The following is a 23,442-nucleotide window of genomic DNA, read 5'->3' as shown; positions in this document are numbered from 1 at the left end:
GAAAGATCATTTTCTTTCAGGGGCAATCTGGTTTTATAATTGGCGATCCCAACCAATGGCGGTTGAATAAAAAACTATCAGGAGGTGGAGCTATGATGGATATTGGTATTTATTCCATTAACGGGGCACGTTACATGATAGGGGAAGAGCCTATTTGGGTTACAGCACAGGAGACTAAAAACGATCCTGTTAAATTTAAAGAAGGCATAGATGAAACCATTCAGTTTCAATTAGGATTCCCCGGGGGCGCTGTGGCCTCTTGCCTTTCTACCTATGCAGTAAATCATCTGGATAGATTTTACCTTGCCGGGATAGACGGGTGGGCCGAAATGCAGCCGTCTACAGGTTACGGACCTATAAAAGCGCGTACGCATAAGGGAGAATTAACGGCAGCCCACATAACTCACCAAACAGTACAGATGGATGAAATGGCAGGGATTATTTTAGAAAACAAAAAACCAGTTATTCCTGTAAATGGTGAAGAAGGTGTTAAGGATATGAAAATAATTGATGCTATTTACAATGCTGTTAAAACAGGAAAGAAGGTAGATTTGACCTGAACCTGATTACCAAAAAAACTAAAGCTCACCACAAACGTTTTTTGTAAATTGCACACCTTTTAAAAAAGAAAGCAACATAATTTTACAACATAAATGCAATTAGTATGTCCAAAACTTCACATAAATTATTTGATTTAAGAGCAAAATGGCTCTTTCTCTTTATTGTAATCCTGATATTTTCTGCGTGCAAAGAGAAGCAGGAAAATTCTGTAAAGGAGCCGGTTTTAAAAATAAGCCCGGATAACGAAGGGATAGTGGTTCCCGATGGTTTTGGGGTAATGAAGGTAGCAGATTCTTTAGGGGCCCCGCGGCATATTGCTGTTAATTCTAATGGGGGCGTTTACCTGAAGTTAAGAAAACCAATCGGTGGAGAAGGTATAATTTATCTTGAAGACCAGGATGGTGATGGTATAGCTGATTCCAAAAAAGGGTTTGCAGATTATGGAGGAACCGGGATGTATCTGGATAAGAACTATTTATATGCGTCATCCGATGAGGAGATTTTCAGGTATAAACTGAATGCTGAGGGTGAAGTAACAGATACGAATTCGCCAGATACCCTGGTGACCAAATTGGTTTCCTATAGAACACATGCTACAAAATCCTTTACTATGGATGGGGACGGCAATATTTATGTGAATATAGGGGCTTATTCCAATGCCTGCCAGGAAACAGACAGAACTTTGGGTTCACCCGGAGTGATGCCTTGCGCCATTCTTGATTCGGCGGGGGGCATATGGAAATTCAGGTCAGATAAATTTAAACAATCTTACGGGGAAGGAAAAAGATATGCAACCGGCTTAAGAAATGTGGTAGGGCTCGATTGGAATTTCCAACTAAATAAGCTGGTAGTTACTCAACATGGAAGAGATCAGTTAAATACGCTCTACCCGGATCTTTTTGACCAAAAGACCTCGGCCAACTTACCCGCAGAAACCATGTATATAATTAATGAGGGTGACGATGCCGGATGGCCCTATATTTATTATGACCATTATCAGAACAAGAAAATTTTATCACCTGAATATGGTGGCGATGGCAAAAAAACAGCAGGCGAGAATGCTATAGATCCTATTGCTACTTTTCCTGCCCATATTGCCCCTAATGCGCTGCTTTTCTATACTGGAGAAATGTTTCCCGAGGATTACAAAAATGGTGCTTTTATTGCATTTCATGGATCCTGGAACAGGGCACCTGAAAAGCAAAAAGGATTTTTGGTTGCCTTTGTGCCTTTTAAAGACGGAAAACCCAGTGGGGAGTGGCAAGTTTTTGCTGATGGCTTTGCCGGCATAGAAGAAGTTTCTTCCCCTAGCGAAGCGAATCACAGACCTACCGGTTTAGCCCAGGGCCCCGACGGTTCTCTGTATGTGTCAGACGATGCCGGCGGCACTTTATTTAGAATTGTATACAACAAAAAATAAATAAGATTGCGAAAAGGTCACTTAAGTACACATACGGTTGCAATTTTTCTTTTTGGACTTGGTTTAATTGTTTTATTGAATAGCTGTTATTCATCCAAAAAAGAAAACAAGCCGGTTTCTAAAACTCAAATTCAAACTGTTTCAAAATCACCGCCCAAGACGCCTGAAGCCGCGCTGCCACCCTACATGGCAGATGGCAGGAAGGTATACAGGCAAGTGTGCTTAACCTGTCATCAGGCTAATGGAAAAGGGGTCTCCGGATTAAATCCTCCCCTCACCCAAACTGACTATGTGCTGGGAGACAAAAACAGGTTGTTGGAGATTATTATTAAGGGATCTGAAGCGAATCTAAAAGACAATACATCTGAATATGCTAATGTAATGCAGGGTTATGGAATGCTGGGAGATAAAGAAATAGCCAATGTGGCATCTTACATACGAAATAGTTTTGGGAATAAAGCAGAACCAATTACCGTAGAAGAAGTAACTTCTTTTAGATCAGCAACTAAAAAATAGCGCGGGTGTCAACGTTTTAGCCCCTGCCAATATAGGGCATTTTATTGGCCATAACGGTGAGAAATGGGACATTGGTATTTAGAGGCAAACCGGCCATATAAACTACGGTACGGCCAACGTCTTCAGGGTTCATTGTAGGTTCTGTTTTATAGGAACCATCAGCCTGTAGCGTTCCTTTTTCCATCTTTTTTGTCATTTCACTTTTGGAATTCCCGATATCAATTTGTCCACAGGCAATGTTGTATGCCCGGCCATCCAGGGAAGTAGATCTGGTTAAGCCTGTTACCCCGTGCTTACTTGCCGTATAGGGTGCAGAGTACGGCCGCGGGACATGTGCCGAAAGTGAACCATTGTTTATTATTCGTCCTCCCATTGGGTCCTGAGATTTCATAATTCTGAATGCTTCCTGTGTACAGAAAAAGACTCCATTTAAATTTGTATCAATCACATGCTTCCATTCTTCTATGGTAAGTTCTTCCATTGGCTTTACAGGGGCACTAACGCCTGCATTATTGAAAAGTAAATCCAGCCGACCATACGTCTTTAGAATTTGAGCAAAAAGATTTTTTACACTTTCCGGATTTTTAACATCGGTTGGCACAACTAAAGTATCCGAATTATTGCACGAAGCTGCCGTTTCAAGGAGATTCTTTTCCTGCCTTCCCGCCAGTACTACCGTCCATCTGTCATTATTTAAGGCTATGGCTACAGCTCTACCTATACCAGACCCTGCACCAGTGACTATGGCAATTTTTGATTTTTGATTCATCGTTAATTACAAATTAGATTTTACTATTCCCGCTACTTCAAGATACAACCCTATAATTATTTCAGATTAAGGGCTAACCCATCAAATTCCTATACCACCCGATTTTGAATGGGTTCTCCCCTGGCTAATTGAATAATATTCAAAGCAGCAAGCCGTGACATTTCATTTCGGGCTTCTATAGTGGCAGATCCTATATGTGGTGTAATCGCTACATTTTCGAGCTGTAATAAAGGATTGTTTGCTGCCATTGGTTCCGGATTAGTTACGTCAAGGCCCGCTCCCCAAATGCTCTGATCCTGCAAAGCTTTAATAAGATCTTTTTCCTTATGGATACCCCCCCTCGCGGTATTTATGAAGATAGCACTAGACTTCATTTTTCTAAAGGCATCATAGTTAAATCTATTTTTAGTAGCGGTTGTAAGTGCGCAATGAACGGAAAGAACATCGCTCTGTTTCAATAGATCATCAAAAGAGACATAAGTGGCCTGAAAATTCTTTTCGGCTTCCTTATTTCGATGGCGATTATGGTAAAGTATTTTCATATCAAATGCCCCTGCACAGCGTTTTGCAAACTCCGTACCTATTCGGCCCATGCCAAAAATCCCAATAGTCTTTCCTTTTAATTCCAATCCTAAATTTGCCTGTGGACGAAACGGCCCCCAATCATTATCGATTATTTTTTTATGCATAAAGAACATCTTTCTGGACACGGCCAGCATAAGAGCAAAAGCAATATCGGCTGTGGCATCAACCATAGCATTGGGAGTATTTGCGACAGGGATACCCAATTCTCCTGCTTTTTTTAGGTCGATATTGTCATAACCTGCTGCAAATTGCGAGATTAATTTCAGGTGCTTGTTCCTTTCTAAAAAGACACTGTCTATTTTATATGTACTGGTGGAAAGCAGAATGTCATGTTTTTGTGTGGCAAGCGTAAGTTGCTCATCGGTCATCGGGTTATCATCTGTCCAAACGGTAACTTCCAGCCCCTCGTTGCGGAGCATTTCTATGCCAATAGGTGGAATATTCAAAGAGACTAATACTTTCATTGGTAGAATATTGCGAAAATAGATTTGACTTAACTTTTTAGCTTTGACTTGTTATTGCGTCTTCAATACTTCAAAAGCTCTATTTTCCTGAAATCTATGGGATGGCTGTTAGATTGCAATGAAATATATCCATCTTTTACCCGTGCATCACCATTAACCATAAGTGTTTTTGCTATTTCGTGCTCAGGATTATAAGTTGGGTTTTCATAACTTAATATTTCTTCCCCATTTACAAAGTGAGTTATATTACCATTATTTACATCTATTTCCAAAGTCACCCATTGATCCCCGTGAAATGTTCTTTTTACGGTTGGAGGGGTACAATAACTGGAATTTTGTTTCCCGTTTATCTCCACAAAGATGCCGTTTGCACAAATTTGGCCTACGGGTCTTTCCTCAGTTCCATTGCCGCCATGCAGATTATATTCCAGGGAAACAGGAAATGGCTGATCCTCTTTTAAAGATGCAGGGGACTGAGAATGGAATTGAACACCACTATCTCTAAACCCCCATTCAGGTGCTCCGGGAGCTGTTTCTCCTACAAACCGGTATTCTACTTTTAATCTGTAGTTTGCTAATTTCTCATTAAAATATAAAGCTCCAAACCTATTGTTGAAATCATCGCCATAAGCGTCGTAACGAATACTCAAAATACCATCTGAAACCCGAAAAGTATTTCCAAAATTTTCTCCTAAAGGATGTCCTGTAATTTTCATTGTCCAGCCATCTAAGTCGGAGCCGTTAAACAAAGGTTTCCAATTGTTTAGCGCTGTTTTTTGCTCAACAAGCCCAGATTCTTCTTCTTGGGAAGTAGATTTTTTCTCTTTACAGGAAGTTATAAATAAAAAACAAAGGAATAACACGTAGACAAAACGCTTCATAATAATTAAATTTTAGCTGGTTTTTAAAATGTAACCATAACATAATGAAGTGTATACCATGGGAATTAGGCCGGCCAAATACTTTGGGTGACTTATACTATTGTATAAACCTAACCAACAGGCAAATAAAAATAACAATTATCCTTATTTTTTCTTTTTAAACAATAAACCAATAAAATAAAGTATCCCATATTTTTTAGCAGAAGACAGAATCGGTCCAAACCAATTATAGGGTTGTAAACTTTCCTTAAAATCTCCTTTAAGACCCTTTATTTCTTCCCATGCAATCTGCCTTTCCAGCCTCAGGCGTTTTAGTTCGTGATTTATTTCTTTACTATTATTATACTGCTTCATTTAATTGAAAAATTGTTTTGACATACTTCGAACAATAATGTTTTCTATTCGAAATCTAAAGGCATAAATAATGGCTCCTAACAAACATAAAATTCCGGCACTAATCAAACAGGCATAGATCATGTTGTCTACAAGGTTGTTTAAAGCTAAAGTGCCGGCAACGATCAATAAAATTATTACTAAAAAACCAAGGCTCCCTAATATTGCGGCTTTGCAAAACATACTGGTAGTCGCCGTAAGTTGCTGAAATACTTTAAGTTCGTAATATTCCTGGGTTTTACTGATATACTCCTCGCCAAGATTCATGGCTTTATCAGAAGTCTCATTAAGTGATTCTAGCATACTCATTTTTAAGATTTCTGTAATTTTTTATTTCTGGCTTTTAATTCAGCTAATTTTTTTTCCAAAGCAGAAATAACATCGTCTGCCTTGTAGCTCACATCTGAAAGCAGTCCTTCCATACGGCTCTCTAATGTTTCCGATTCCGAAGAGAGCGCATCCTCTACTCTTTCTTTTAAATCACTGGCGGTTTCAGAAAGATTTGCCCTGGCAGCTTCAGCTTCTTCTGCCAATTTTTTTCGTGTAACCTCTCCTTTGTCAGGAGCAAACAATACCCCAAGTGCAACGCCTATGGCTGCACCGGCAATTAATCCAATTAAGGTGTTCCCTGAATTATCCATAGTTTAAATTTTAAATTATTTAGATGATGAACAAATAAAGATACAACTTTGGGCTTTAAACATGCCAGAGTATAATTCAAATAATCCAACGCATCATAAGCACAGCGAATATGATCCATAAGGAATTAAAACCTGTTTTTGGACAAGGAGTCAAAATAATTAGCCCAAACCTCTGTCAAATATTGATGCCGATTCCGATATAAAAAGTTGAGGTGTACTGGGACCTGTTACCTGGAGTCTGGCTGTCAAAATAATAATAGAAGGAACTATTCACGCTTATTTTTTCATTAAGGGGAACCTCAATTTTGAACTGTTCCGAGATATTATAATTACTAATATCTTTATATAGGGGCTGATAATAGAGTATGTTGGTAAGAATAATTTTACTATTTGGCAGTTTGAAGGAAAATGACATATAGGTATTATTCCGGTGGTTATAAAAATTTTGGTTTAGGGCGTCACTTATTTCCAGTTCATACATATAGGAATTTGCTAAATACAACCTAACGTTTTCAGTTGCTATTGCCTTAAAACGTAAGCCTACCCCCAACAAATGTCTGCCACTTACATCTAATAATTGATTGCCCTGACTTTGAATAAAGGTCTCCAGTCTAATGACACGCGTAAGCCGGTAATTAAATCGTAGATGCACCAACCAGTTATTTGAAAAATCCTCCCCTTTAGATCGGATAAGGCCAAAATTGGCCAGAAAAAAATACAACTTTCGAAAATCCTTTGATTTTAACTGTGTGTATATAGCGTCGCTTACTTCGAAGATATAGTTGCCGTCATTATCATTATACCTAAATGAAAAATCATTACTCAAAACAAATCTCACAGAATCGGTTTGCATTCTGGCAGACTCTATATTCACCACTTGTGCATAAAGTGAAGTAGCTCCCGAAAACAATAGAATTAAAAAAAGGAAATGTAATCGCATGCAGTTATAATGGTTGGCAGTCTAAAAATAGTGGTTTTTATTCAACTTAAGAGCAATGAAACTGAGAATAGAAGAATGTACCAAGGGCATATCATAAGAAGGTATTGAACTTCGTATGGAATTGTGTAAAGGGATAAGTATCTTTATTACCTTTCAAAATTAAAGTTATGCAAACACGCAAATTAGGTAATAGCGAGCTTTATCTTACAACCATTGGTCTGGGAACCTGGGCGATGGGTGGCGGAGACTGGAAATTTGGCTGGGGGCCTCAGGACGATTTGGCTTCTGTAAAGGCCATTCACGCGGCACTAGATCAAGGGATCAACTGGATAGATACGGCCGCAATCTATGGTCATGGCCATTCAGAAGAAGTAGTAGGCAGGACAATTAAAGGAATCAGGAATGAAGTAATCATCGCAACCAAATGCGGACGGGTTTGGGAAGGTGACAGCCGGGAGATAGGTAAATCACTGAGAGCAGATAGTATACGGCGGGAGGTAGAAGCAAGCCTGAAACGTTTGGCCATAGAAGTGATAGATCTATACCAGATTCACTGGCCTGAGCCGGATGAGGAGATTGAAGAAGGTTGGGACACCATGGCGCAATTGGTCAAAGAGGGAAAGGTACGTTATGTTGGTGTTTCTAATTTTAGCCTGGACCAACTTAAAAGAGCGCAGGCCATTCATTCTATTACCTCTCTGCAACCGCCCTATAGTATGCTTCGTCGCGAAATTGAAGAGGAAATTATGGCTTATTGTGGCTCTAGCCAGATTGGGATTATTGCCTACAGCCCTATGCAGGCCGGATTGCTCACCGGGAAATTTACTAAAGAAAGAGCTACCAGCCTGCCGGACTCAGATTGGCGCAGCCGGCATCCTTTTTTTATTGAACCCCAGTTGAGCGTAAATCTTCAGGCAATCGGGCAACTTAAAGAAATAGCAGATAATAAAGGTATTACCCTGTCTCAGCTTTCACTTGCCTGGGTATTGCGGAACAAAGAAGTAACTGCAGCCATTGTGGGTGCCCGTAGCCCTGGGCAAATAGAAGAAACTGCCAAAGCAGGTGAATTGTCCCTGACAAAAGCTGAAATAGGGGCAATAGAAGAGATTTTGGCATGGCGGATAAATAACTTATAAAAAGAGCCAGGTTTTAGAGGACTTAAAAAAGGCGCTAATGGTAACCTATTGTTTTAGTTAACTTAACTTCAAGATAGTATAGGCCTCTTATTTTTGGGAAGCCTTTAAAAGGAAACGTTCTTATTTATGTAGTTTGAGTTAGTTTATATAAGCAGGTGGGGACATCTGCTTTTTTTGTATTTATTTAATTCTTTACCTTCTGTGAAATGAGATAATTCTCACGAACAATTTTAGCAGTTTTGTGCTCGCCCATATGATCCCACCCAGGAGGCATAACCACATATAATAATTTATTTTTTAGACCTGGAGCCTTATAGACATCTTTGAATAAGGCCACAATTTCTCCAAAGTAGACATCAAGGAAATTTCCTGAATCCATTTTTCGGGTAATTCCGTATTCAACTTTAATGGCCTTATCTTCATCCTGGTAAGTGCCAAAAGCCCGGTCCCAGATATTCAGGAGATTACAAAAATTAGTATCCATATAAAGCGGGTTGCGGGCATGGTGTACCCTATGGTGGGAAGGTGTTAGGATTACCTTATTTAAAAAGCCAAGCCTGCCATCTTTTATCAGGTTTTCGCCCACATGAATAAATGCCCCATAGGTACCGTCTATAAACATGATTAAGAACAAGAGTTCGGGCTGCACACCCAGCAAAATACAAACGGTTGTACGAATAGTATCGGCGTATGGGGCTTCTAAAAAGAAGTGGGCGTATGTTACCGTAAGATTCATATTTTCCGGGGCATGATGTGTAGAATGCAGACACCAGAACAGCCGTACTTTGTGGCCCCAGTAATGATAGAGAAAATGCCCAAACTCCCAAATTATGTAACCATAGATAAACCAATACCAGGTAAAACTGGTTTGAAAGGGAGCCAGATGTTGGAAAAGGCCAATACACAAGGCAACCATAGCTATGGCAATAAATCTGCCTACAAACCTATTAAAGATGTAAATAAGAAAGTTGACTTTATATACCTTGGCCTGAGGATTTTTATAGATAAGCCCTAAAATCAGCTCAAGGATTACCAGCAGTGGAATAATAGGAACTATAAGAGAAACAATTCCATCATAGGTTTTAAAGGCCTCGTAATCGCCTGCTTTTAGTAGTTCCAGAACCTGGGTTATGCCTAGAAAACCAATCAGTTCGTTGTAAAGTGTTTCCAGAATCTCCATTAAAACGATCTCACTATTTGTTAAATTATTTTAAGAAGCCAGATTTCAAGATACTTTTTTAAATCAACTTTCCCATATTCCATGTAGTAGTTATTTTTAAGCATTATTACTACTATGAACAGTTTTATATTTCATTAGGTCTGCTATCATCTTAGCCCTTTTTATTGCCTCAGAAGCCCTGTCGCCCTTAAAATTTTCATTAACCGTTTGATTCCAAAGCAATAGCCACCTTTCGAAATGCTCTGAAGTCATTGGTTCCTTTTTACTAAGTACAATATGTTTAGTCATGGGATTTCCTTTATATTTCATGGTATCGAATAATATGGTTTCCCAGAAGTCATACATAATAGGAAAATGCTTTTCCCAGTCTATATGAGCTATTTCGTTAAAAAAGAATCCTATTTTATCATCTTTAAGAACTTTAGTGTAAAACTCGTTTACCAAATGTTCTATATCCTTCCTGTTTTCTATATCTCCCATTTGTACGAATTAAATAAACGGCTTATTTAAATTTTTGAATACAACTATTAAACTATTATTTGCATCAGTGGGGGTTAGTACTACTGCTATGTATCAAATTTTTTTTTCTTTAATTTGTTTGTAATTCAGGTTGATGCAAACTTATGTAATGCAAACTACCTCCCCTTAAATTCACTGCTAAGGCGTCTAACATGATCACCTTTCTTTAGGGACCAATACCAGTATGGATAATCTCATTTTTGCTGCTTTATCATGAATCACTATTATTTCGCCTGTTCCATGTCTACATTAACAATAAATTCAATTAAACCTTTAAAATAGTTTTCTGCATCATCATACATAGCTAAATGACTCCCATTGGGGCAATGCAAGTATTGTCCATTCTGAACTTCCGAAGCTATCCATTCCATATGCTTAGGATCCATGGTGTCATGGGCGCCACCGATAGTTAAGGTAGGAACCGAAATTTTTGAAAGTTCTGCTTTAATATCCCAATTCTTCAACTTTGCATCTCCTACAACCCCAAATTCACTAGGGCCTTGCATGGTAACATAGAAATCCATATTTACATGGGCAAATGCCCGATTTACAGGATTTGGCCATTCTTCCAAAGGCATGCGCAACACATGTTCAGGATAAAAATTAGCATAGATTAATTCTGAATATCTGGGATTTTCATAATCCCCTTTTTCCTCCAAATCTCTGATTTCTTTTAGTATGGCTGCAGGAAGTTGTGGCCCAATGACTTCATTGGCATAGGTCATATAATCCGGAATAGAAGCCATCATGTTAGAAACAATTAACCCTTTTAAGTTTTGCTGGTATTTCAGTGCGTATTCCATGCACAAAATGCCGCCCCAGGAACTTCCATAGAGATAAAAATTATCTGAGTTTAAACCAAGCGCCTTTCGCACTTGTTCTACCTCATCAACATATCTGTCTACACTCCATAAACTGCTATCATTAGGCTGGTCACTATAAAAAGATTCCAACTGATCATAATAGTAATACTCAATTTCAGCTTTCGGGAAGTAAGAATCAAAAACTTCTAAATACTCATGTGTAAAACCCGGCCCACCGTGAAGTAATAATACTTTCATCTTTGGATTGTTACCAACTCTTTTTGTCCAAACCTTAAACTCTCCTGCAGTCGTTTGAATCGGTATCATCTTTACACCTCCGCTTAATTTATCATCACGATCAGAATAATCTAAATAATTGCTTTTTTGGACATTTGCCTTTTGTGCTTCATGTTTATTTGTACAGCTTTGGAGGATTAGAAATAAGGAAATAATTAAGCTCAAATTTTTCATGTCTTTTAGGTTCAGGTTAATTATAAATTAATGAATTTCACTTTTGAAGAGTTCAGGGAACTTAGTTATTTGCTATACGTGCTGATCGATAAGAATAGTATTTCCATCCGGGTCAAGAAGCATGAAACTTCCGGGGCCGGTAGTATTTACATCTGTTTCATTGAGTAAAGAAACCCCTTTTTCTTTGAGTTCATTCTGAATTTCCCGTACGTCATCAAAACTTTCAAGCGTATTGGCATTGGTGTCCCATCCGGGATTAAAAGTTATGATGTTATTTTCAAACATGCCCTGGAATAGCCCGATAAGTGAATCTTCGTTTTTCATTATGAGATAATTCTGTTCAAAGGCCCCTGCAAATACCTTAAACCCCAGAGATTCGTAAAACTCCTTTGAAGCGTTAATGTCCTTGACACTAAGGCTTATTGAAAATGCTCCTAATTTCATTTTGTTTTCCTTTTGCGTAAAATTTATTGTTGAATTCGGTCAATTTGTTCAGTAGGTTTTCTTAAATCAGCTAAATGATTCACCTCTTATATAATGATCATGTTTTATTTGTTACGATGGAAGTTACTAAATTTAAGCGAATTAAAGATTCGCAATATACAGAGGGGATATAGCAGGTGATTGTTGCCGCATCCATGGATCTGGCCTTAAGAGTAACATATCACAAAACCGAGGTTGTATTTTGAGCAAAATTTCTTTCTCGGTTAGTGAATTAACTAATCCCCATCTCATTGTTGATATATTCACAAAAAGATGCTGATATTTGAAATCTTATTGGCGTATTTTCGCTTTTTAATAGACACTTTATGACGATGACCGACTTTCAGCCTATCATTGAAGTTGTAGAAGAAGCCTACGAGATCCCCCAGTTAAATGCCACCAGAAAAATATCCGCACTATTACCTTACGATTATTATAAAACCGATAAACACTACCCCGTTCTTTACCTGCAGGACGGTCAGAACCTATTCAATCCACTCGCCCCTTTTGGCGACTGGGCTGTGGATAAGTCAATGGCCAAGCTTGCAGAAAAAGGATTCAGCGATATAATAATTATCGCCATAGACCATGGAGAAGAGGAACGGATTATCGAATATCTTCCTTATTACCATCCGAGGTTTGGCGAGGGGAAAGGCAAGTTCTATATTGAGTTTATGCTGGAGAAACTTATTCCTTATGTGAATAAACATTACAGAACACTGCCCGATTTTGAACACACAGGTATTGGGGGAAGTTCTATGGGCGGCTTAATTAGTTTTTATGCCGGCCTCTCCCACCCGGGCGTATTTGGAAAGATGATGATCTTTTCACCCAGCCTCTGGATATCCAAAATGATCTTTGATCATACCCGATCATTTGAGCCGCTGGAGAAGGCTAAGATCTATTTATACGCAGGGGGAAAGGAAAGTAAGGAACATTTGCCCAACGCACAAAAACTGGAGGCCATCATCCGAAAAAAAATGGTAGATGGGCATGCCATCGATTTCCATTTCTCGGTAAACGAAGATGGCAATCATGCTGAGATTTACTGGAGAGAAGAATTTCCATTGGCCGTTAAATGGCTGTTTTTTGAATCATAACTTATGAAATATATATCTATTGAGCAATTGAATCCCGATAAAGATCTTATTCTGCCTTGTCGCAAAAATCAACTGGACCTGCTTAAGGAGTTCACCGGTAATATTACACCCGATTTTGAAGGTGAACACGCTACCTATCAGACTTTTTACGGGAAAGCCGGAAACAGAATTTACGCTCTGGGGATTGGTGAGGAAAAGGATGCGGCAAAGATCGATAAGGCTTTCCAGAAATTATGTTTTGATACTAAAAAATACTGGAAGGCCGACATGCAGTTACACGCTGCAACTGTGAATGATGAAGAACTACAAAAAGCTGTTATTGGCCTGGAAATGGGGACTTACCAGATTGGACGTTTTAAAACAGAACAAAAAGACGAGACAGAAACGGAAGTTCAGGTTATGGGTAACGGGGACATTACCAGAGTTATTAATGAAGGGGCCATTATAGGAACTACTATTAACCGAATCAAGTCTCTTATAGATGCTCCGGCGAATCATAAAACACCCGAATATCTTGGTAACTGGGCCAAAGAATCTGCAGAGCAGAACAAGTATAAATGCACGCTGCTCGGGAAAAGTGAACTGAAAGAACAAGGTTTCGATGCCGTTCTTGCGGTGGGCCGTGGAAGTGAAAACCCTCCGGTGGTGATAGTCACTGAATATATTGCTAAACCTGGTGCAGGGATTGATATCGGTCTGGTTGGGAAAGGGATTACTTTTGATACCGGCGGATTATCTATAAAACCATCCCAAAACCTGCACTATATGAAAAGTGACATGGGAGGTGCCGCAGTGGTCCTGGGTGTAGTAGAACTTGTAGCCCGCATGAACCTGAACATAAATATAGTGGGGGTAGTAGCTTCGGCAGAGAATGCCGTTGATTCAAAAAGCTACAGACCAGGAGATGTCATAAACTCATATTCAAAAAAGAGTATTGAGATTATTGACACTGATGCGGAAGGGCGCCTGGTGCTGGCCGATGGTCTGAGTTATATAATTAAGCAATTTCAACCGCATCAGGTCATAGACCTGGCTACCCTTACCGGAAGCGTTGTACGTACCTTGGCATATTCTGCTGCCGGGATGTTTACTAACGACACTGAAATGGCGACTAGAATGTCGGATATTGGAAACCGGGTAAACGAGCGTGTATGGCAATTACCCCTTTATGAAGAGTTTGAAACCGATCTGCAGTCAGATATAGCAGACCTTCGGAATTTCAGTGGGAAGCCCATTGCCGGAGCCATTATGGCTGCCAAATTTCTGCAGGCGTTTACAGATGATCATAAACACTGGATGCACCTCGATATAGCCGGGGTGGCTTTTGGGGATTCCCATTATGCCAAAATGAAAAGCAGCACAGGCTTTGGAGTTCAACTCATTTTGGAGTATATTAAAACTTCAATTTAGAAATAATGCCGGGACCAACGCTTAATTTTCTCTGTATCTCCACCTATTTTAAAGGAGTAGACTTTCTGAAAAGCTGTAAAGCGGAAGGAAATAATGTATACCTGTTAACCCTAAAAAAGCTGGACAAGGAAGACTGGCCCTGGGAGTTTGTAGACGATGTATTTTATGTTGAGCAGTGGAATGATACAGATGTACAAAAAGGGGTTGCCTATAAGTTTCGGTCTATCAAGTTCGATCGTTTTGTGGCTCTGGACGACTTTGATGTAGAGCGCGTAGCGGCATTAAGGGAGCACTTCCGGATGCCAGGCATGGGCAGTACAACTGCACGTCATTTCCGGGATAAACTGGCCATGCGTTTTAAAGCCAGGGATGAAGGTATAAACGTGCCGCAATTCACTGCGCTTTTTAATGATTCGGATATTAATAATTTTGCAAATACCGTGAATCCGCCATGGTTGTTAAAACCGCGATCTGAAGCTTCTGCAGCCGGGATAAAGAAATTACACAATAATAACGACCTATGGGAAAAAGTGCATGCACTCGGTGATGAAAGAGACAATTACCTGATAGAAAAATTTGCGCCGGGAAATGTCTATCATGTAGATGGACTTCAAATAGATGGTAATGTCATTTTTTCCAGAGTGAGTAAATACCTCGATACGCCTTTTGATGTTGCCCATGGCGGTGGAGTTTTCCGATCTGCGAGCTGTGAAATAGGAACTGAACCGGAACAGGGCCTATCAAAGATGAACGCACAGGTTATGAAGGCTTTTGGAATGAAGTATGGAGCCTCCCACACAGAGTTCATCGAGTCTAAAGAAACAGGGGCACTTTTCTTTCTTGAAACCTCCTCCAGGGTTGGCGGGGCCAATCTGGCTGAAATGGTAGAATTTGCTTCCGGTGTAAATTTGTGGAAAGAATGGGCAAGAGTTGAAACAGCAACGCTTAGGAAAACAGTTTATAAATTGCCAAAGATTATCAATAAGTATGCGGGTATTGTGGTGTCATTAAGCCGCTTTGAACATCCTGACACCAATGGGTTCAATGATCCTGAAATTGTATGGAGAATGAATAAACCCTGGCATATTGGCCTTATAGTGGTGTCTGATAACAGTGAACGTGTTTTGGAGTTATTGGACACCTATACACAGCGGATAGCTCACGATTTTCATGCCAGCTCCCCCGCTCCGGACAAACTTCATGAGTGAACGTTTAAATCTCAAAGAAGCCGGCACTGCTGCCTACCCAGGTCCTGTCCTTATTGTATCTTACTCCAACCATTTCACCTTTACTTAAACGTACCAAATTGCTGATAATCTGCATTGAATTGGTTTTGCTGCTTCGAATCAACATAATTCGTATCTCACATTTAGCAGGAACATCCAGGGTATCTACAACGGGGTGATAGGCGACTTTCTCCTGAAGCATATAATTTGACTTATTGGGCAGTGCATCAATGATTTCTTTCGTCACATTAATTTGTACACCGGTTCCGGCAAAGGAATACAGTGGTTTCAGGACATAATTTTGAAGGTCTTCGGGCAGTACTTCCAACTTATCGAGCAGGTACGATTTTGGAACATAATCACCTTTTAAAAAGGGCATCAAATACTTACTTATCCGGAAGAACCAGTTCGGATGGCCAATCCACTCCACATCCACCTCATCCACAAAATGAAATTCCCTTTTAAGCTCCGGTCGCTGGTAGAGTTCATCAAAAATAACCCGGTTGTAAATCTTTTCTATTTTCACTTCTTTACCATCTTCATCCAGGTAGAAAAGGGTTTTACCACGCTTTTTTAGTTTTGTGAGACACAGGGTCTTGACCCCAAGCCTGATTTCCGTAGCCTTAAAGTCGATAGCGGTGGCTTGCTTTTCGGGCTCTACTTCCAGTATTACCACTTGTTTTGGATCTGTATCTCCAACAATTTCTGAACGCAGGAGTTCCAGGAATTCTGCATGGGTGATGCTGTTGGGGTGAATGGAAAATCCTTCGGGAATATCAAAATGCCTCCTGTAAGCCCTTGCCAATGCTTCCTGGTAATAAAAAAGAGAGGGAAATCCCTGTAGTTCTATCAGTTTAGGGGTGAGTTCACCCTGCTCATCCAGGCAGATGCCGAAATCAAGTTGAATAAATTTTGGGTGTTCATCCTCGTTAGGAACAATAATTTCATCATTATAAAAGGCACCCTGAGTCATTTCCTTAAAATCCGGACGGTTTATTACCTTCATAATGTCTGCTGTAGCGTCGAACAGACGCTGACGCAACTTATGAGGAATAAAGATCGGGGTTTCCGCAACCTTGAAACCAGGCAACGTTCCGAATCGCTGTTTCAGGTCATCCATTAAAGCCTGGTACTTTTCTTGAGTGAATTCTTCAATGTACGCCTTTCGATATTCTTTTATCATGGAGATCTAATAAATTAGTTGTCGGGAAACCTGTTCCAATGCGTTTGCAATGAATTTTGGAAGAATCACGGCATGAGTTTTCATAATCTTATCGGGATCATCCATATGCTCCATCATATCATCGTATTTTTGTTCTCCAAAATTTTTAATCACAATTTGTTTGTTCTTCTCCTGAGAAAAATGGATTTTCATTCCTACAGGTTCTGCCTCCGGATGGAATTGTGTGCCCACGAATTCATCTGAAAATCGAACCGCCATGATGGCACGTTCAAGTTCCACATGGGTACGTATTTTTTCGAGGCTAAGGATGGTCGCTCCATGTTCCTTAAAGACTTTCAACCTGGGTTGTACCAATTGCCAGTCGCGGGAATCAACAGCATAAAAAGGATCGTCCAGGCCTTCCAGTAAAGGATCTTTTAACCCTGCCTTGGTCTTGTGAACTGGAAGGATACCGAAGGACGTCCTTTTCCTAATTTTAATAGTCCCTAGCTCAAAATAATTACAAACCAGTTGAAAAGAATAGCAAATAAAGAAAAAGTATTTCTTTTGATGCGCTGAGGTCTTGTTGAACTCCCAAATATTTTGAACCAATTCCAGATAAGGCTCACGCCATGGGCCTTCCTCCAATGGGCTTCCGGGTCCGCCACTTGAAATATATATATCAAACGAAGTGTCCGGCAGCTCATTCTTACCGCGAACATCAAAAACTTCGAAGGTACTAAGGTTTTCAAATGATTTTACAATCTCGACAATAAGACCCAGCCCCTGATTGGGGACATTTGCATTCATATCCAAAACTGCTATTCTCCCCTTGGATTTCTCCATTTTACACATTTTATTACGTTCCCAGTAAAGTTTGTTCTGTTATATAGTCTACTACCTTAATGAGATCTTTGGTTTCTTCATAAACGGCTAATTGCCTATCTGCACCGGTCCCCCGTTTCATCATTTCCCTCACATTTTCAACTTCTTTCCGCGATCCAAGGTCATCTACTACGTCGTCTATGAATTCCAATAATTCCTCCATGATCACCTTGGTATCTACTTCACATTCTTTACCAAAATCAATCATTTTCCCATCCAGGCCGTAACGGCCGGCACGCCATTTATTTTCATTGATAAGCGCTCTGTGATAGAGGATAAAATTAAGGTTTTGTGACTTAAGTTTATGCAATTTAGCCACCAATGCTTGTATTACAGCGGTTATGGTTATAGTCTCCTCTATGGTCAAAGGCACGTCACAGATTCTAACCTCCAGGGTAGGAAAGAAGGGGTGTATCCTGATATCCCACCAGATCTTCTTGGGATTGTCAATACATTTCGTTTTCACTAATAAATTCACATAGCTCTCATACTCACTTAAACTATTAAAGACACCCGGAATACCTGTTCTTGGAAATTTATCGAACACTTTAGACCGATATGATTTGAAGCCTGTGTTCCTGCCTTCCCAAAAAGGGGAATTGGTCGAAAGAGCATATAAATGCGGCAAAAAGTAACGCATAGAATTAGTAAGATGGAGTGCCAGTGCCTTATCTGTAATACCCACATGTACATGTAGGCCAAAAATAAGGTTAGACCTGGCGGTATCCTGCAATTCCAATACTATCTCATCATATCTTGGATTTGGTGTAATGAGCTGTTTTTCCCACTCAGAGAATGGATGGGTCCCTGCCGCACCAATTTTAAAGCCCAGTCCGTTAGCGATTTCGGATATAGACCGTCTCAGAAGCGTAAGTTCAGCATGAGCCTCCTTAATATCTTTACAAATATTGGTCCCCACTTCAACCACAGCCTGGTGCATTTCTGCTTTTACCTGTTCACTCAGTTGTTTTTCAGCCTCTAAGACAATCTGCTGATCGTGGGAAATTAATTCCCTGCTTTCCGGATCAATGACCTGATATTCTTCTTCAATCCCTAGTGTAAATTCCATATCCGCTTGGGTATATTTTGTTCATCTTATAAAAATTCACAACGATCTCCTACTTAAGAGGGGTTTTTTTTCCAGTGATCTGGTCTTTTACAAAAGTTCCCCAAGTAAGATTCATCTTGCCTTTTTTATAGGCTTGCGCCTTTTCAATGGCCATATTGGCCGCGTTCTCTACAATCCAGTCGAAGTTGGCCTGGCCTACAGAATTAATGTCTGCATCGGGTGCCGGGTTACAAAAATCAATGGCATATGGAATACCATCCCGGACCGCAAATTCTACCGTATTGAAATCATAACCAAGAGCCTTGCATAGGCGAATACAATATTTTTTAACAGTATCCAGAATTGCCGGATCTACCTCGGGCCCGTCAATAACATAACGCAAATGATGTGGATTCCGCGGTTCATACTGCATGATATGCACATTGTCTGTACCCAATACATAACAACGGAAATACTCCTTGAATTGAATTTCTTCCTGAAGCATCATGACTAACTGACCTGTTTCGGCATGTTTTGCCCAGAGGTCTTCAGGATCATTAACCCGGTAAACACTCTTCCAGCCTCCACCGGAATGCGGTTTCATATAGGCAGGAAAACCGATAGATTCAAACATTTTATCCCAGTTCATAGGTAACTTCAGGTTACGGAAGGAATTTTCATCCGTATCATCAGGACGAAATGAAGACGGTAATATAACCGTTTTTGGTACCGGGACCCCTACATTTACTGCCAGTGCATTGTTAAAGAATTTTTCATCTGCACTCCACCAAAATGGGTTGTTGATCACCGCAGTTCCTGTAATGGCTGCATTCTTTAGATAGGCTCTATAAAAGGGAACATCCTGTGAAATCCTGTCAATAATGACCGCATAGTCTGTGGGTTTAGCCTGCTCTACAATATCTATACTTACCGCCTCGGCGGTAATATCCTTAACCCCTTTTTCATTTACCCTTTGAATAAACGCCTGTGGAAAGGAGTTTTCCTTACCGAATAAGATTCCTATTTTTTTCATAATACGGATTTTAAATACTTATAATTTTGAAAGATATTCCGGAAACATCTGTTTCCAGATTGGCCAGTCATGCTCTGCCCACTTGCGCTCATCCCACCAAAACGGGATGTTCTTTTCACCAAGGATACGCGCCAGGTGCTTGTTTGCATCTAGACAGATATCCCATTCGCCAACACCAAGTACGATCTTCATATTCCAGAGGTCCGGATGGTTAGAACCGGGCAGGTAATCTACCGGATTATTGAAAAACACATTGTCGTCATAATATCCGTCCATAAATGATTTGATATCGAAGGAGCCGCTCATGCTGAACATATGGCTAACTTTCTCAGGGTGTCTAAAAGCGAAGTTCGCCGCCTGAAACCCTCCGAAACTAGGCCCAGCTACAGCAACTTTAGGAATACCTTTCTGATGGCAGATAGCGCCCACGACCTCATCCAGGATAAACTTATCATACCAAATATGGTTTTTAACACGCTCCGCCGGATGGATACCCTTATTGTACCAACTAAGTTCGTTTATGCTGTCCGGGCAATAAATCTGAACGAGTCCCTGTTCTAAAAACCAACGAGCAGATTCTATGAGCCCAAAATCCTTACACTCGTAATAACGTCCCGAAGTAGTAGGAAACAGAATAACGGGATAGCCTGCGTGGCCAAAAACCAACATTTCAATATCCCTGCTTAAAGTAGGGGAATACCATTTGGAATACTCTTCTTGCAATAGCTTAAATTAATTATATAACATCAGAAATGCCAAGATAGTTTTTTTCCTTTAAATCATACATATTTATAAGTAAAAAGCCACTGACACACGCCGCTTTACTCTTTTTCTCTTAAGATTGCAAAGTTTTCAAAATAATGTTCGTATCACAACCAATACTAGTCCGATTAGAAAGATAGTTGTAAAAATTAACTTGTTATGTTTCGCTAACCAATTTGTAAGAAAAATATCGAAGTTGTCTTTTTGAGAATCCGAATATTTCCTTGCTAAAACAGTCAATGGGCAAAACATTTTGAATAGTAAAAGAATTATTCCTTCACCAATAATTAGCGCTATCCCAAGCCAAGTATAGGTATTAATAGCATCCGGAGTATACCACATAAAAAATTACAGCTACAAAGAACATCCAGATCAACGTATGTATCAGTTTTATGGCAAGAAGCTGCTTTTAAATCAAATCATGCTGGTTGTAAAGCCTAAAATAGGTAAATTCTTTCGTTTTGGGGATTTGCCTCAGTTCTTCTTAAGTTTATCTCCTTAACTTTTAAGTATTAATTAAAACTTATACTGTACAAAAGCTGTTAGGTTTCTTCCAGGGTCATTTATCCGAACATTCCCAAAATTTGCCTGATTCCTGAATGAAAAATTTAAATGGCTGTAATATGTCACATCAAATACATTTAAAGCCGCAACCCCCAAAGTTAGATTTTTAATAGGAATGACCCCCAATCGCAGATCAAAAACATTGTAACCCGGCGTACTTGTTTCTCCAAAAGATTCTGCTATATTTTCTTGTCTGGAGGTCAAGGTATAATTTGCATTTACCCAAAATTTATCCTTTTCAAAACCAAGTCTAAAGTTCGTTGTAAAAGGAGGTACTAAAGGCAAAGATTCATTCAAATCTTTGTTCTTGGCATATACATAGGCTAGATTGGTCGTAAAATTGAAGTTCTTTAAGAAATCTACTCCCATTGTTATTTCAAACCCGGTTTTATAGGCAGCTTCCAAATTTCGGAATACTTTTGGGTTTACAGGTGGCAGGTTTGGCATAAATTTTCGGGTCAGGGATTCGTCAATTACCGCCAGGATATAGTTGTCGTAAAATGCATAATAAAAGGAAGTGCCATAATTAAATGTATCCCAATTTACACCAGACATAGGCAACTTACCATTAAAGCCTACTTCAAATTGATTATTCACTTCGGCATCCAAATTAGGGTTGCCAATGTATTCATACGGGTCTTGTCCCACATTAAAATGATTGATAAATCGTTCTATCATGTTTGCCGAACGTACGCCTCTGCCATAAGCAACTTCCATAATAAACTGCTCTACAGGGGCATATTTAATAGATACTGTTCCACTTATATTATGCTCCATGCGTTTACCCAAATTAGGATATAAAGCGGAAAAATCCGCTTCTGGGTCCTTTATGTTGGAAGTAACAAGATCGTACCGTAAACCCGCAGTTAGCATTGTATTTTCAGAAAGAGGATATTTGCTTTCAACAAAAAAGCCAATATCATTGATATAAGAGTCTTGCCAAACCTTATCAATAAATTCTACAGGAGAAGGCAAAGGACCCATCATATTACGTTTTACCAATCGGGTGCGTTGACCATCGCGAGCTATATTCAGAAGATCGATTCCTGTATAAAGGATTAACTTATTAACGGGTTTTAACTTCAGTTCTACTTTTCCGCCGGCCGTTGTGGCATCAATGGCCGAAACGGCTTCTGTCATAATAAAGCTGGGCCTTTTCTTATTGCTCATAATATGATCTACATAGCTATAATAGAGTTTAGCATCCAGGTTTTTTAGAACACCCTTAAGTCCGGTTAATTTGTAATCTAAGGATAATATGCTGCTATTGTCCTCATCCGTATCCATGGGCAGTCCGGCATGCAGCACATCCCTGCCAAACGACTGTCGCCAATGGACCTGCAAGCGTTGATTTTGGGTCAAATTGTACCCTGCTCTGATACCATAGTCCAGACTTCGAAAAGAAGATGGAATTTCAGTACCATCCCCATCTTTATAATTGCCAAAATCCCTAAAACCAATATTCCCCATAATATCGTACTTTTTCGTAGCCTGTTGTATTCGCGCCATGGTAACTACAGAATTACCATTGCTCTCGTAGCCCCCATTCACATTTCCACTCAAACCGTAGTCCTTAACAGTTGGGATATGAGTAACCATATTGACAATACCGCCAAATGTGGCTCCATAACGCACCGTATAAGGTCCTTTTATGATTTCAATCTTTTCAATTTCTTCAGGGATGACGTGTGTTGTTATGGGGTCCATACGATTAGGACAGGCGTGCATGGCCTTGGTACCTCCATCAAATTGGACATTCAACTGCTCGTATTGTGAAGCCCTGAAGCTGGGGTCGATGGCGTAATTACCTCGTTTGATCAATGAAAAGCCATTGATATCATTGAACAGGTCGGCAACATTCCTGGGTTGAACAATTTTTTTTACGAAGTCATTGGATTCAAGGGTTAGTACAGGGTCTGTCTTCAAATTACCTGTAATGAGAACGCCATCTATTTGAATGGGGGCCTCACCCATTAAAAAAATAATCTTTTCTGTGCCTGGTTTTACAAATTGTTCCAGGTTATTATAACCCATAAAGGATAAGGTTATCGTTGTTCCATTGGTGGCGATATTTATTTTGAAATTACCATCACTGTCTGTATATGTGGCATCTCCTGTTTCGGTTAAAACATGTGCTCCGGCCAGGGCCTTATTTGTATTTTCATCAACAATCTGTCCGCTAAAATTTTGGGCAATAATACGTTGTCCCAGCAGTAATACTGCAAGCGATAAAATGTATTTCAAGTGCATTTTTCTAGTTTTTATTTGATATATAGGAATACGGCCAACCAGCTATTTGGTAGCGGGTTGGTCAAATATGAGTGAAATAGCATTCCTAGGTCCGAGGAGGATTGATAATGCTTTCCTCAAAATTAAAACTGTACAGATTGAGGTACTGAGGTAACCGTGGGTTTTTAAGGGAAGATTTTAAAAATTTAGTGGTATTTATGGTGTTAAAAAATAGTACAATCTCATTTTTTAATAACTCAA

General features: G+C 39.7%; 24 protein-coding genes. 7 read left to right on the top strand and 17 right to left on the bottom strand.

All coding sequences use genetic code 11. The features are described 5' to 3' along the window. The 3 genes from WBM60_RS17830 to WBM60_RS17820 form a co-directional block, all read left to right on the top strand. Window positions 1-560, top strand: a 560-nt coding sequence (locus WBM60_RS17830; protein WP_424283437.1) for a Gfo/Idh/MocA family protein, incomplete at its 5' end; no start/stop codon positions are given. Window positions 561-664: 104 nt separating this feature from the next. Then, window positions 665-1,981 (top strand): PQQ-dependent sugar dehydrogenase, encoded by a 1,317-nt coding sequence (locus WBM60_RS17825; RefSeq protein ID WP_424264210.1) that lies wholly within the window; start codon window positions 665-667, stop codon window positions 1,979-1,981. Window positions 1,982-1,987: 6 nt separating this feature from the next. Next, on the top strand, window positions 1,988-2,497 hold the full coding sequence (locus tag WBM60_RS17820) for a c-type cytochrome (protein ID WP_424280107.1): 510 nt from the start codon (window positions 1,988-1,990) through the stop codon (window positions 2,495-2,497). A 16-nt stretch (window positions 2,498-2,513) separates the two neighbouring features. On the opposite strand, the gene WBM60_RS17815 is transcribed toward WBM60_RS17820, so the two are convergent. The 7 genes from WBM60_RS17815 to WBM60_RS17785 all read right to left on the bottom strand — a co-directional run bounded on the left by WBM60_RS17815 (window position 2,514) and on the right by WBM60_RS17785 (window position 7,170). After that, window positions 2,514-3,266, bottom strand: a complete 753-nt coding sequence (locus tag WBM60_RS17815) for an SDR family oxidoreductase (RefSeq protein ID WP_424264215.1) — start codon at window positions 3,264-3,266, stop codon at window positions 2,514-2,516. Window positions 3,267-3,355: 89 nt separating this feature from the next. Beyond that, entirely contained in the window at window positions 3,356-4,315 is a 960-nt protein-coding gene (locus tag WBM60_RS17810; RefSeq protein WP_424264217.1) for a 2-hydroxyacid dehydrogenase, read from the bottom strand. A gap of 62 nt (window positions 4,316-4,377) precedes the next feature. Continuing rightward, a complete protein-coding gene (locus tag WBM60_RS17805; RefSeq protein ID WP_424264219.1) occupies window positions 4,378-5,196 on the bottom strand; it encodes a 3-keto-disaccharide hydrolase in 819 nt (272 codons plus the stop codon). Between the two features lie 144 nt (window positions 5,197-5,340). Next, window positions 5,341-5,550: a hypothetical protein gene (locus WBM60_RS17800; protein WP_424283436.1), complete on the bottom strand. Its 210-nt coding sequence runs from the start codon at window positions 5,548-5,550 to the stop codon at window positions 5,341-5,343. After that, window positions 5,551-5,892 (bottom strand): hypothetical protein, encoded by a 342-nt coding sequence (locus tag WBM60_RS17795; RefSeq protein ID WP_424277729.1) that lies wholly within the window; start codon window positions 5,890-5,892, stop codon window positions 5,551-5,553. Between the two features lie 8 nt (window positions 5,893-5,900). Then, the gene (locus WBM60_RS17790) at window positions 5,901-6,230 is read right to left on the bottom strand and encodes a YtxH domain-containing protein (protein WP_424264225.1); all 330 of its coding nucleotides are present in this window, start codon (window positions 6,228-6,230) and stop codon (window positions 5,901-5,903) included. A gap of 175 nt (window positions 6,231-6,405) precedes the next feature. Then, window positions 6,406-7,170: a DUF481 domain-containing protein gene (locus tag WBM60_RS17785; protein WP_424264227.1), complete on the bottom strand. Its 765-nt coding sequence runs from the start codon at window positions 7,168-7,170 to the stop codon at window positions 6,406-6,408. Window positions 7,171-7,337: 167 nt separating this feature from the next. On the opposite strand from WBM60_RS17785, the gene WBM60_RS17780 reads away from it, so the two are divergent. Further along, a complete protein-coding gene (locus tag WBM60_RS17780; RefSeq protein WP_424264229.1) occupies window positions 7,338-8,306 on the top strand; it encodes an aldo/keto reductase in 969 nt (322 codons plus the stop codon). 184 nt (window positions 8,307-8,490) lie between these two features. On the opposite strand, the gene WBM60_RS17775 is transcribed toward WBM60_RS17780, so the two are convergent. The 4 genes from WBM60_RS17775 to WBM60_RS17760 form a co-directional block, all read right to left on the bottom strand. Further along, window positions 8,491-9,486, bottom strand: coding sequence for a sterol desaturase family protein (locus WBM60_RS17775; protein WP_424277435.1), 996 nt, complete (start codon window positions 9,484-9,486; stop codon window positions 8,491-8,493). A 96-nt stretch (window positions 9,487-9,582) separates the two neighbouring features. After that, window positions 9,583-9,966 carry a group III truncated hemoglobin gene (locus WBM60_RS17770; protein WP_424264233.1) on the bottom strand — a complete coding sequence of 128 codons (384 nt, stop codon included), beginning with the start codon at window positions 9,964-9,966 and terminating at the stop codon, window positions 9,583-9,585. 263 nt (window positions 9,967-10,229) lie between these two features. Further along, window positions 10,230-11,279 carry a proline iminopeptidase-family hydrolase gene (locus WBM60_RS17765; RefSeq protein WP_424277434.1) on the bottom strand — a complete coding sequence of 350 codons (1,050 nt, stop codon included), beginning with the start codon at window positions 11,277-11,279 and terminating at the stop codon, window positions 10,230-10,232. Window positions 11,280-11,351: 72 nt separating this feature from the next. Next, window positions 11,352-11,723 (bottom strand): VOC family protein, encoded by a 372-nt coding sequence (locus WBM60_RS17760; protein WP_424264237.1) that lies wholly within the window; start codon window positions 11,721-11,723, stop codon window positions 11,352-11,354. A 365-nt stretch (window positions 11,724-12,088) separates the two neighbouring features. Here WBM60_RS17760 and WBM60_RS17755 point away from each other — a divergent pair, with 365 nt between their 5' ends. Genes WBM60_RS17755 through WBM60_RS17745 form a run of 3 tightly spaced genes read left to right on the top strand, consistent with a single transcriptional unit; the run spans window position 12,089 to window position 15,480 of the window. Then, on the top strand, window positions 12,089-12,862 hold the full coding sequence (locus tag WBM60_RS17755; RefSeq protein WP_424264239.1) for an alpha/beta hydrolase: 774 nt from the start codon (window positions 12,089-12,091) through the stop codon (window positions 12,860-12,862). 3 nt (window positions 12,863-12,865) lie between these two features. Further along, on the top strand, window positions 12,866-14,272 hold the full coding sequence (locus tag WBM60_RS17750) for a leucyl aminopeptidase family protein (RefSeq protein WP_424283435.1): 1,407 nt from the start codon (window positions 12,866-12,868) through the stop codon (window positions 14,270-14,272). Between the two features lie 5 nt (window positions 14,273-14,277). Continuing rightward, entirely contained in the window at window positions 14,278-15,480 is a 1,203-nt protein-coding gene (locus WBM60_RS17745; protein WP_424264243.1) for an ATP-grasp domain-containing protein, read from the top strand. Window positions 15,481-15,484: 4 nt separating this feature from the next. On the opposite strand, the gene WBM60_RS17740 is transcribed toward WBM60_RS17745, so the two are convergent. The 6 genes from WBM60_RS17740 to WBM60_RS17715 form a co-directional block, all read right to left on the bottom strand. Then, the gene (locus WBM60_RS17740; RefSeq protein ID WP_424264245.1) at window positions 15,485-16,681 is read right to left on the bottom strand and encodes a hypothetical protein; all 1,197 of its coding nucleotides are present in this window, start codon (window positions 16,679-16,681) and stop codon (window positions 15,485-15,487) included. A 6-nt stretch (window positions 16,682-16,687) separates the two neighbouring features. Further along, a complete protein-coding gene (locus WBM60_RS17735; protein WP_424264247.1) occupies window positions 16,688-17,506 on the bottom strand; it encodes a type 1 glutamine amidotransferase in 819 nt (272 codons plus the stop codon). 13 nt (window positions 17,507-17,519) lie between these two features. After that, complete coding sequence (locus WBM60_RS17730) at window positions 17,520-18,614, bottom strand: carboxylate-amine ligase (protein WP_424264249.1); 1,095 nt, start codon at window positions 18,612-18,614, stop codon at window positions 17,520-17,522. A gap of 49 nt (window positions 18,615-18,663) precedes the next feature. Continuing rightward, window positions 18,664-19,629 (bottom strand): ATP-grasp domain-containing protein, encoded by a 966-nt coding sequence (locus WBM60_RS17725; RefSeq protein ID WP_424264255.1) that lies wholly within the window; start codon window positions 19,627-19,629, stop codon window positions 18,664-18,666. Between the two features lie 15 nt (window positions 19,630-19,644). Then, window positions 19,645-20,349, bottom strand: a complete 705-nt coding sequence (locus WBM60_RS17720; protein ID WP_424264251.1) for an esterase family protein — start codon at window positions 20,347-20,349, stop codon at window positions 19,645-19,647. A 555-nt stretch (window positions 20,350-20,904) separates the two neighbouring features. After that, window positions 20,905-23,202: a TonB-dependent receptor domain-containing protein gene (locus WBM60_RS17715; protein ID WP_424264253.1), complete on the bottom strand. Its 2,298-nt coding sequence runs from the start codon at window positions 23,200-23,202 to the stop codon at window positions 20,905-20,907. Window positions 23,203-23,442 lie beyond the last annotated feature (240 nt).

This window comes from Eudoraea sp. (assembly GCF_049669105.1).
GTDB lineage: Bacteria > Bacteroidota > Bacteroidia > Flavobacteriales > Flavobacteriaceae > Eudoraea.
Note: the sequence above shows the minus strand (reverse complement) of the source record. Positions and strands in the feature narration are given on the sequence as shown.

Coding starts and splice junctions, on each gene's coding strand:
- WBM60_RS17825 (WP_424264210.1), top strand. CDS start 665: ATGTCCAAAACTTCACATAAATTATTTGATTTAAGAGCAAAATGGCTC.
- WBM60_RS17815 (WP_424264215.1), bottom strand. CDS start 3,266: ATGAATCAAAAATCAAAAATTGCCATAGTCACTGGTGCAGGGTCTGGT.
- WBM60_RS17810 (WP_424264217.1), bottom strand. CDS start 4,315: ATGAAAGTATTAGTCTCTTTGAATATTCCACCTATTGGCATAGAAATG.
- WBM60_RS17805 (WP_424264219.1), bottom strand. CDS start 5,196: ATGAAGCGTTTTGTCTACGTGTTATTCCTTTGTTTTTTATTTATAACT.
- WBM60_RS17800 (WP_424283436.1), bottom strand. CDS start 5,550: ATGAAGCAGTATAATAATAGTAAAGAAATAAATCACGAACTAAAACGC.
- WBM60_RS17795 (WP_424277729.1), bottom strand. CDS start 5,892: ATGCTAGAATCACTTAATGAGACTTCTGATAAAGCCATGAATCTTGGC.
- WBM60_RS17790 (WP_424264225.1), bottom strand. CDS start 6,230: ATGGATAATTCAGGGAACACCTTAATTGGATTAATTGCCGGTGCAGCC.
- WBM60_RS17785 (WP_424264227.1), bottom strand. CDS start 7,170: ATGCGATTACATTTCCTTTTTTTAATTCTATTGTTTTCGGGAGCTACT.
- WBM60_RS17780 (WP_424264229.1), top strand. CDS start 7,338: ATGCAAACACGCAAATTAGGTAATAGCGAGCTTTATCTTACAACCATT.
- WBM60_RS17775 (WP_424277435.1), bottom strand. CDS start 9,486: ATGGAGATTCTGGAAACACTTTACAACGAACTGATTGGTTTTCTAGGC.
- WBM60_RS17770 (WP_424264233.1), bottom strand. CDS start 9,966: ATGGGAGATATAGAAAACAGGAAGGATATAGAACATTTGGTAAACGAG.
- WBM60_RS17765 (WP_424277434.1), bottom strand. CDS start 11,279: ATGAAAAATTTGAGCTTAATTATTTCCTTATTTCTAATCCTCCAAAGC.
- WBM60_RS17760 (WP_424264237.1), bottom strand. CDS start 11,723: ATGAAATTAGGAGCATTTTCAATAAGCCTTAGTGTCAAGGACATTAAC.
- WBM60_RS17755 (WP_424264239.1), top strand. CDS start 12,089: ATGACGATGACCGACTTTCAGCCTATCATTGAAGTTGTAGAAGAAGCC.
- WBM60_RS17750 (WP_424283435.1), top strand. CDS start 12,866: ATGAAATATATATCTATTGAGCAATTGAATCCCGATAAAGATCTTATT.
- WBM60_RS17745 (WP_424264243.1), top strand. CDS start 14,278: ATGCCGGGACCAACGCTTAATTTTCTCTGTATCTCCACCTATTTTAAA.
- WBM60_RS17740 (WP_424264245.1), bottom strand. CDS start 16,681: ATGATAAAAGAATATCGAAAGGCGTACATTGAAGAATTCACTCAAGAA.
- WBM60_RS17735 (WP_424264247.1), bottom strand. CDS start 17,506: ATGGAGAAATCCAAGGGGAGAATAGCAGTTTTGGATATGAATGCAAAT.
- WBM60_RS17730 (WP_424264249.1), bottom strand. CDS start 18,614: ATGGAATTTACACTAGGGATTGAAGAAGAATATCAGGTCATTGATCCG.
- WBM60_RS17715 (WP_424264253.1), bottom strand. CDS start 23,202: ATGCACTTGAAATACATTTTATCGCTTGCAGTATTACTGCTGGGACAA.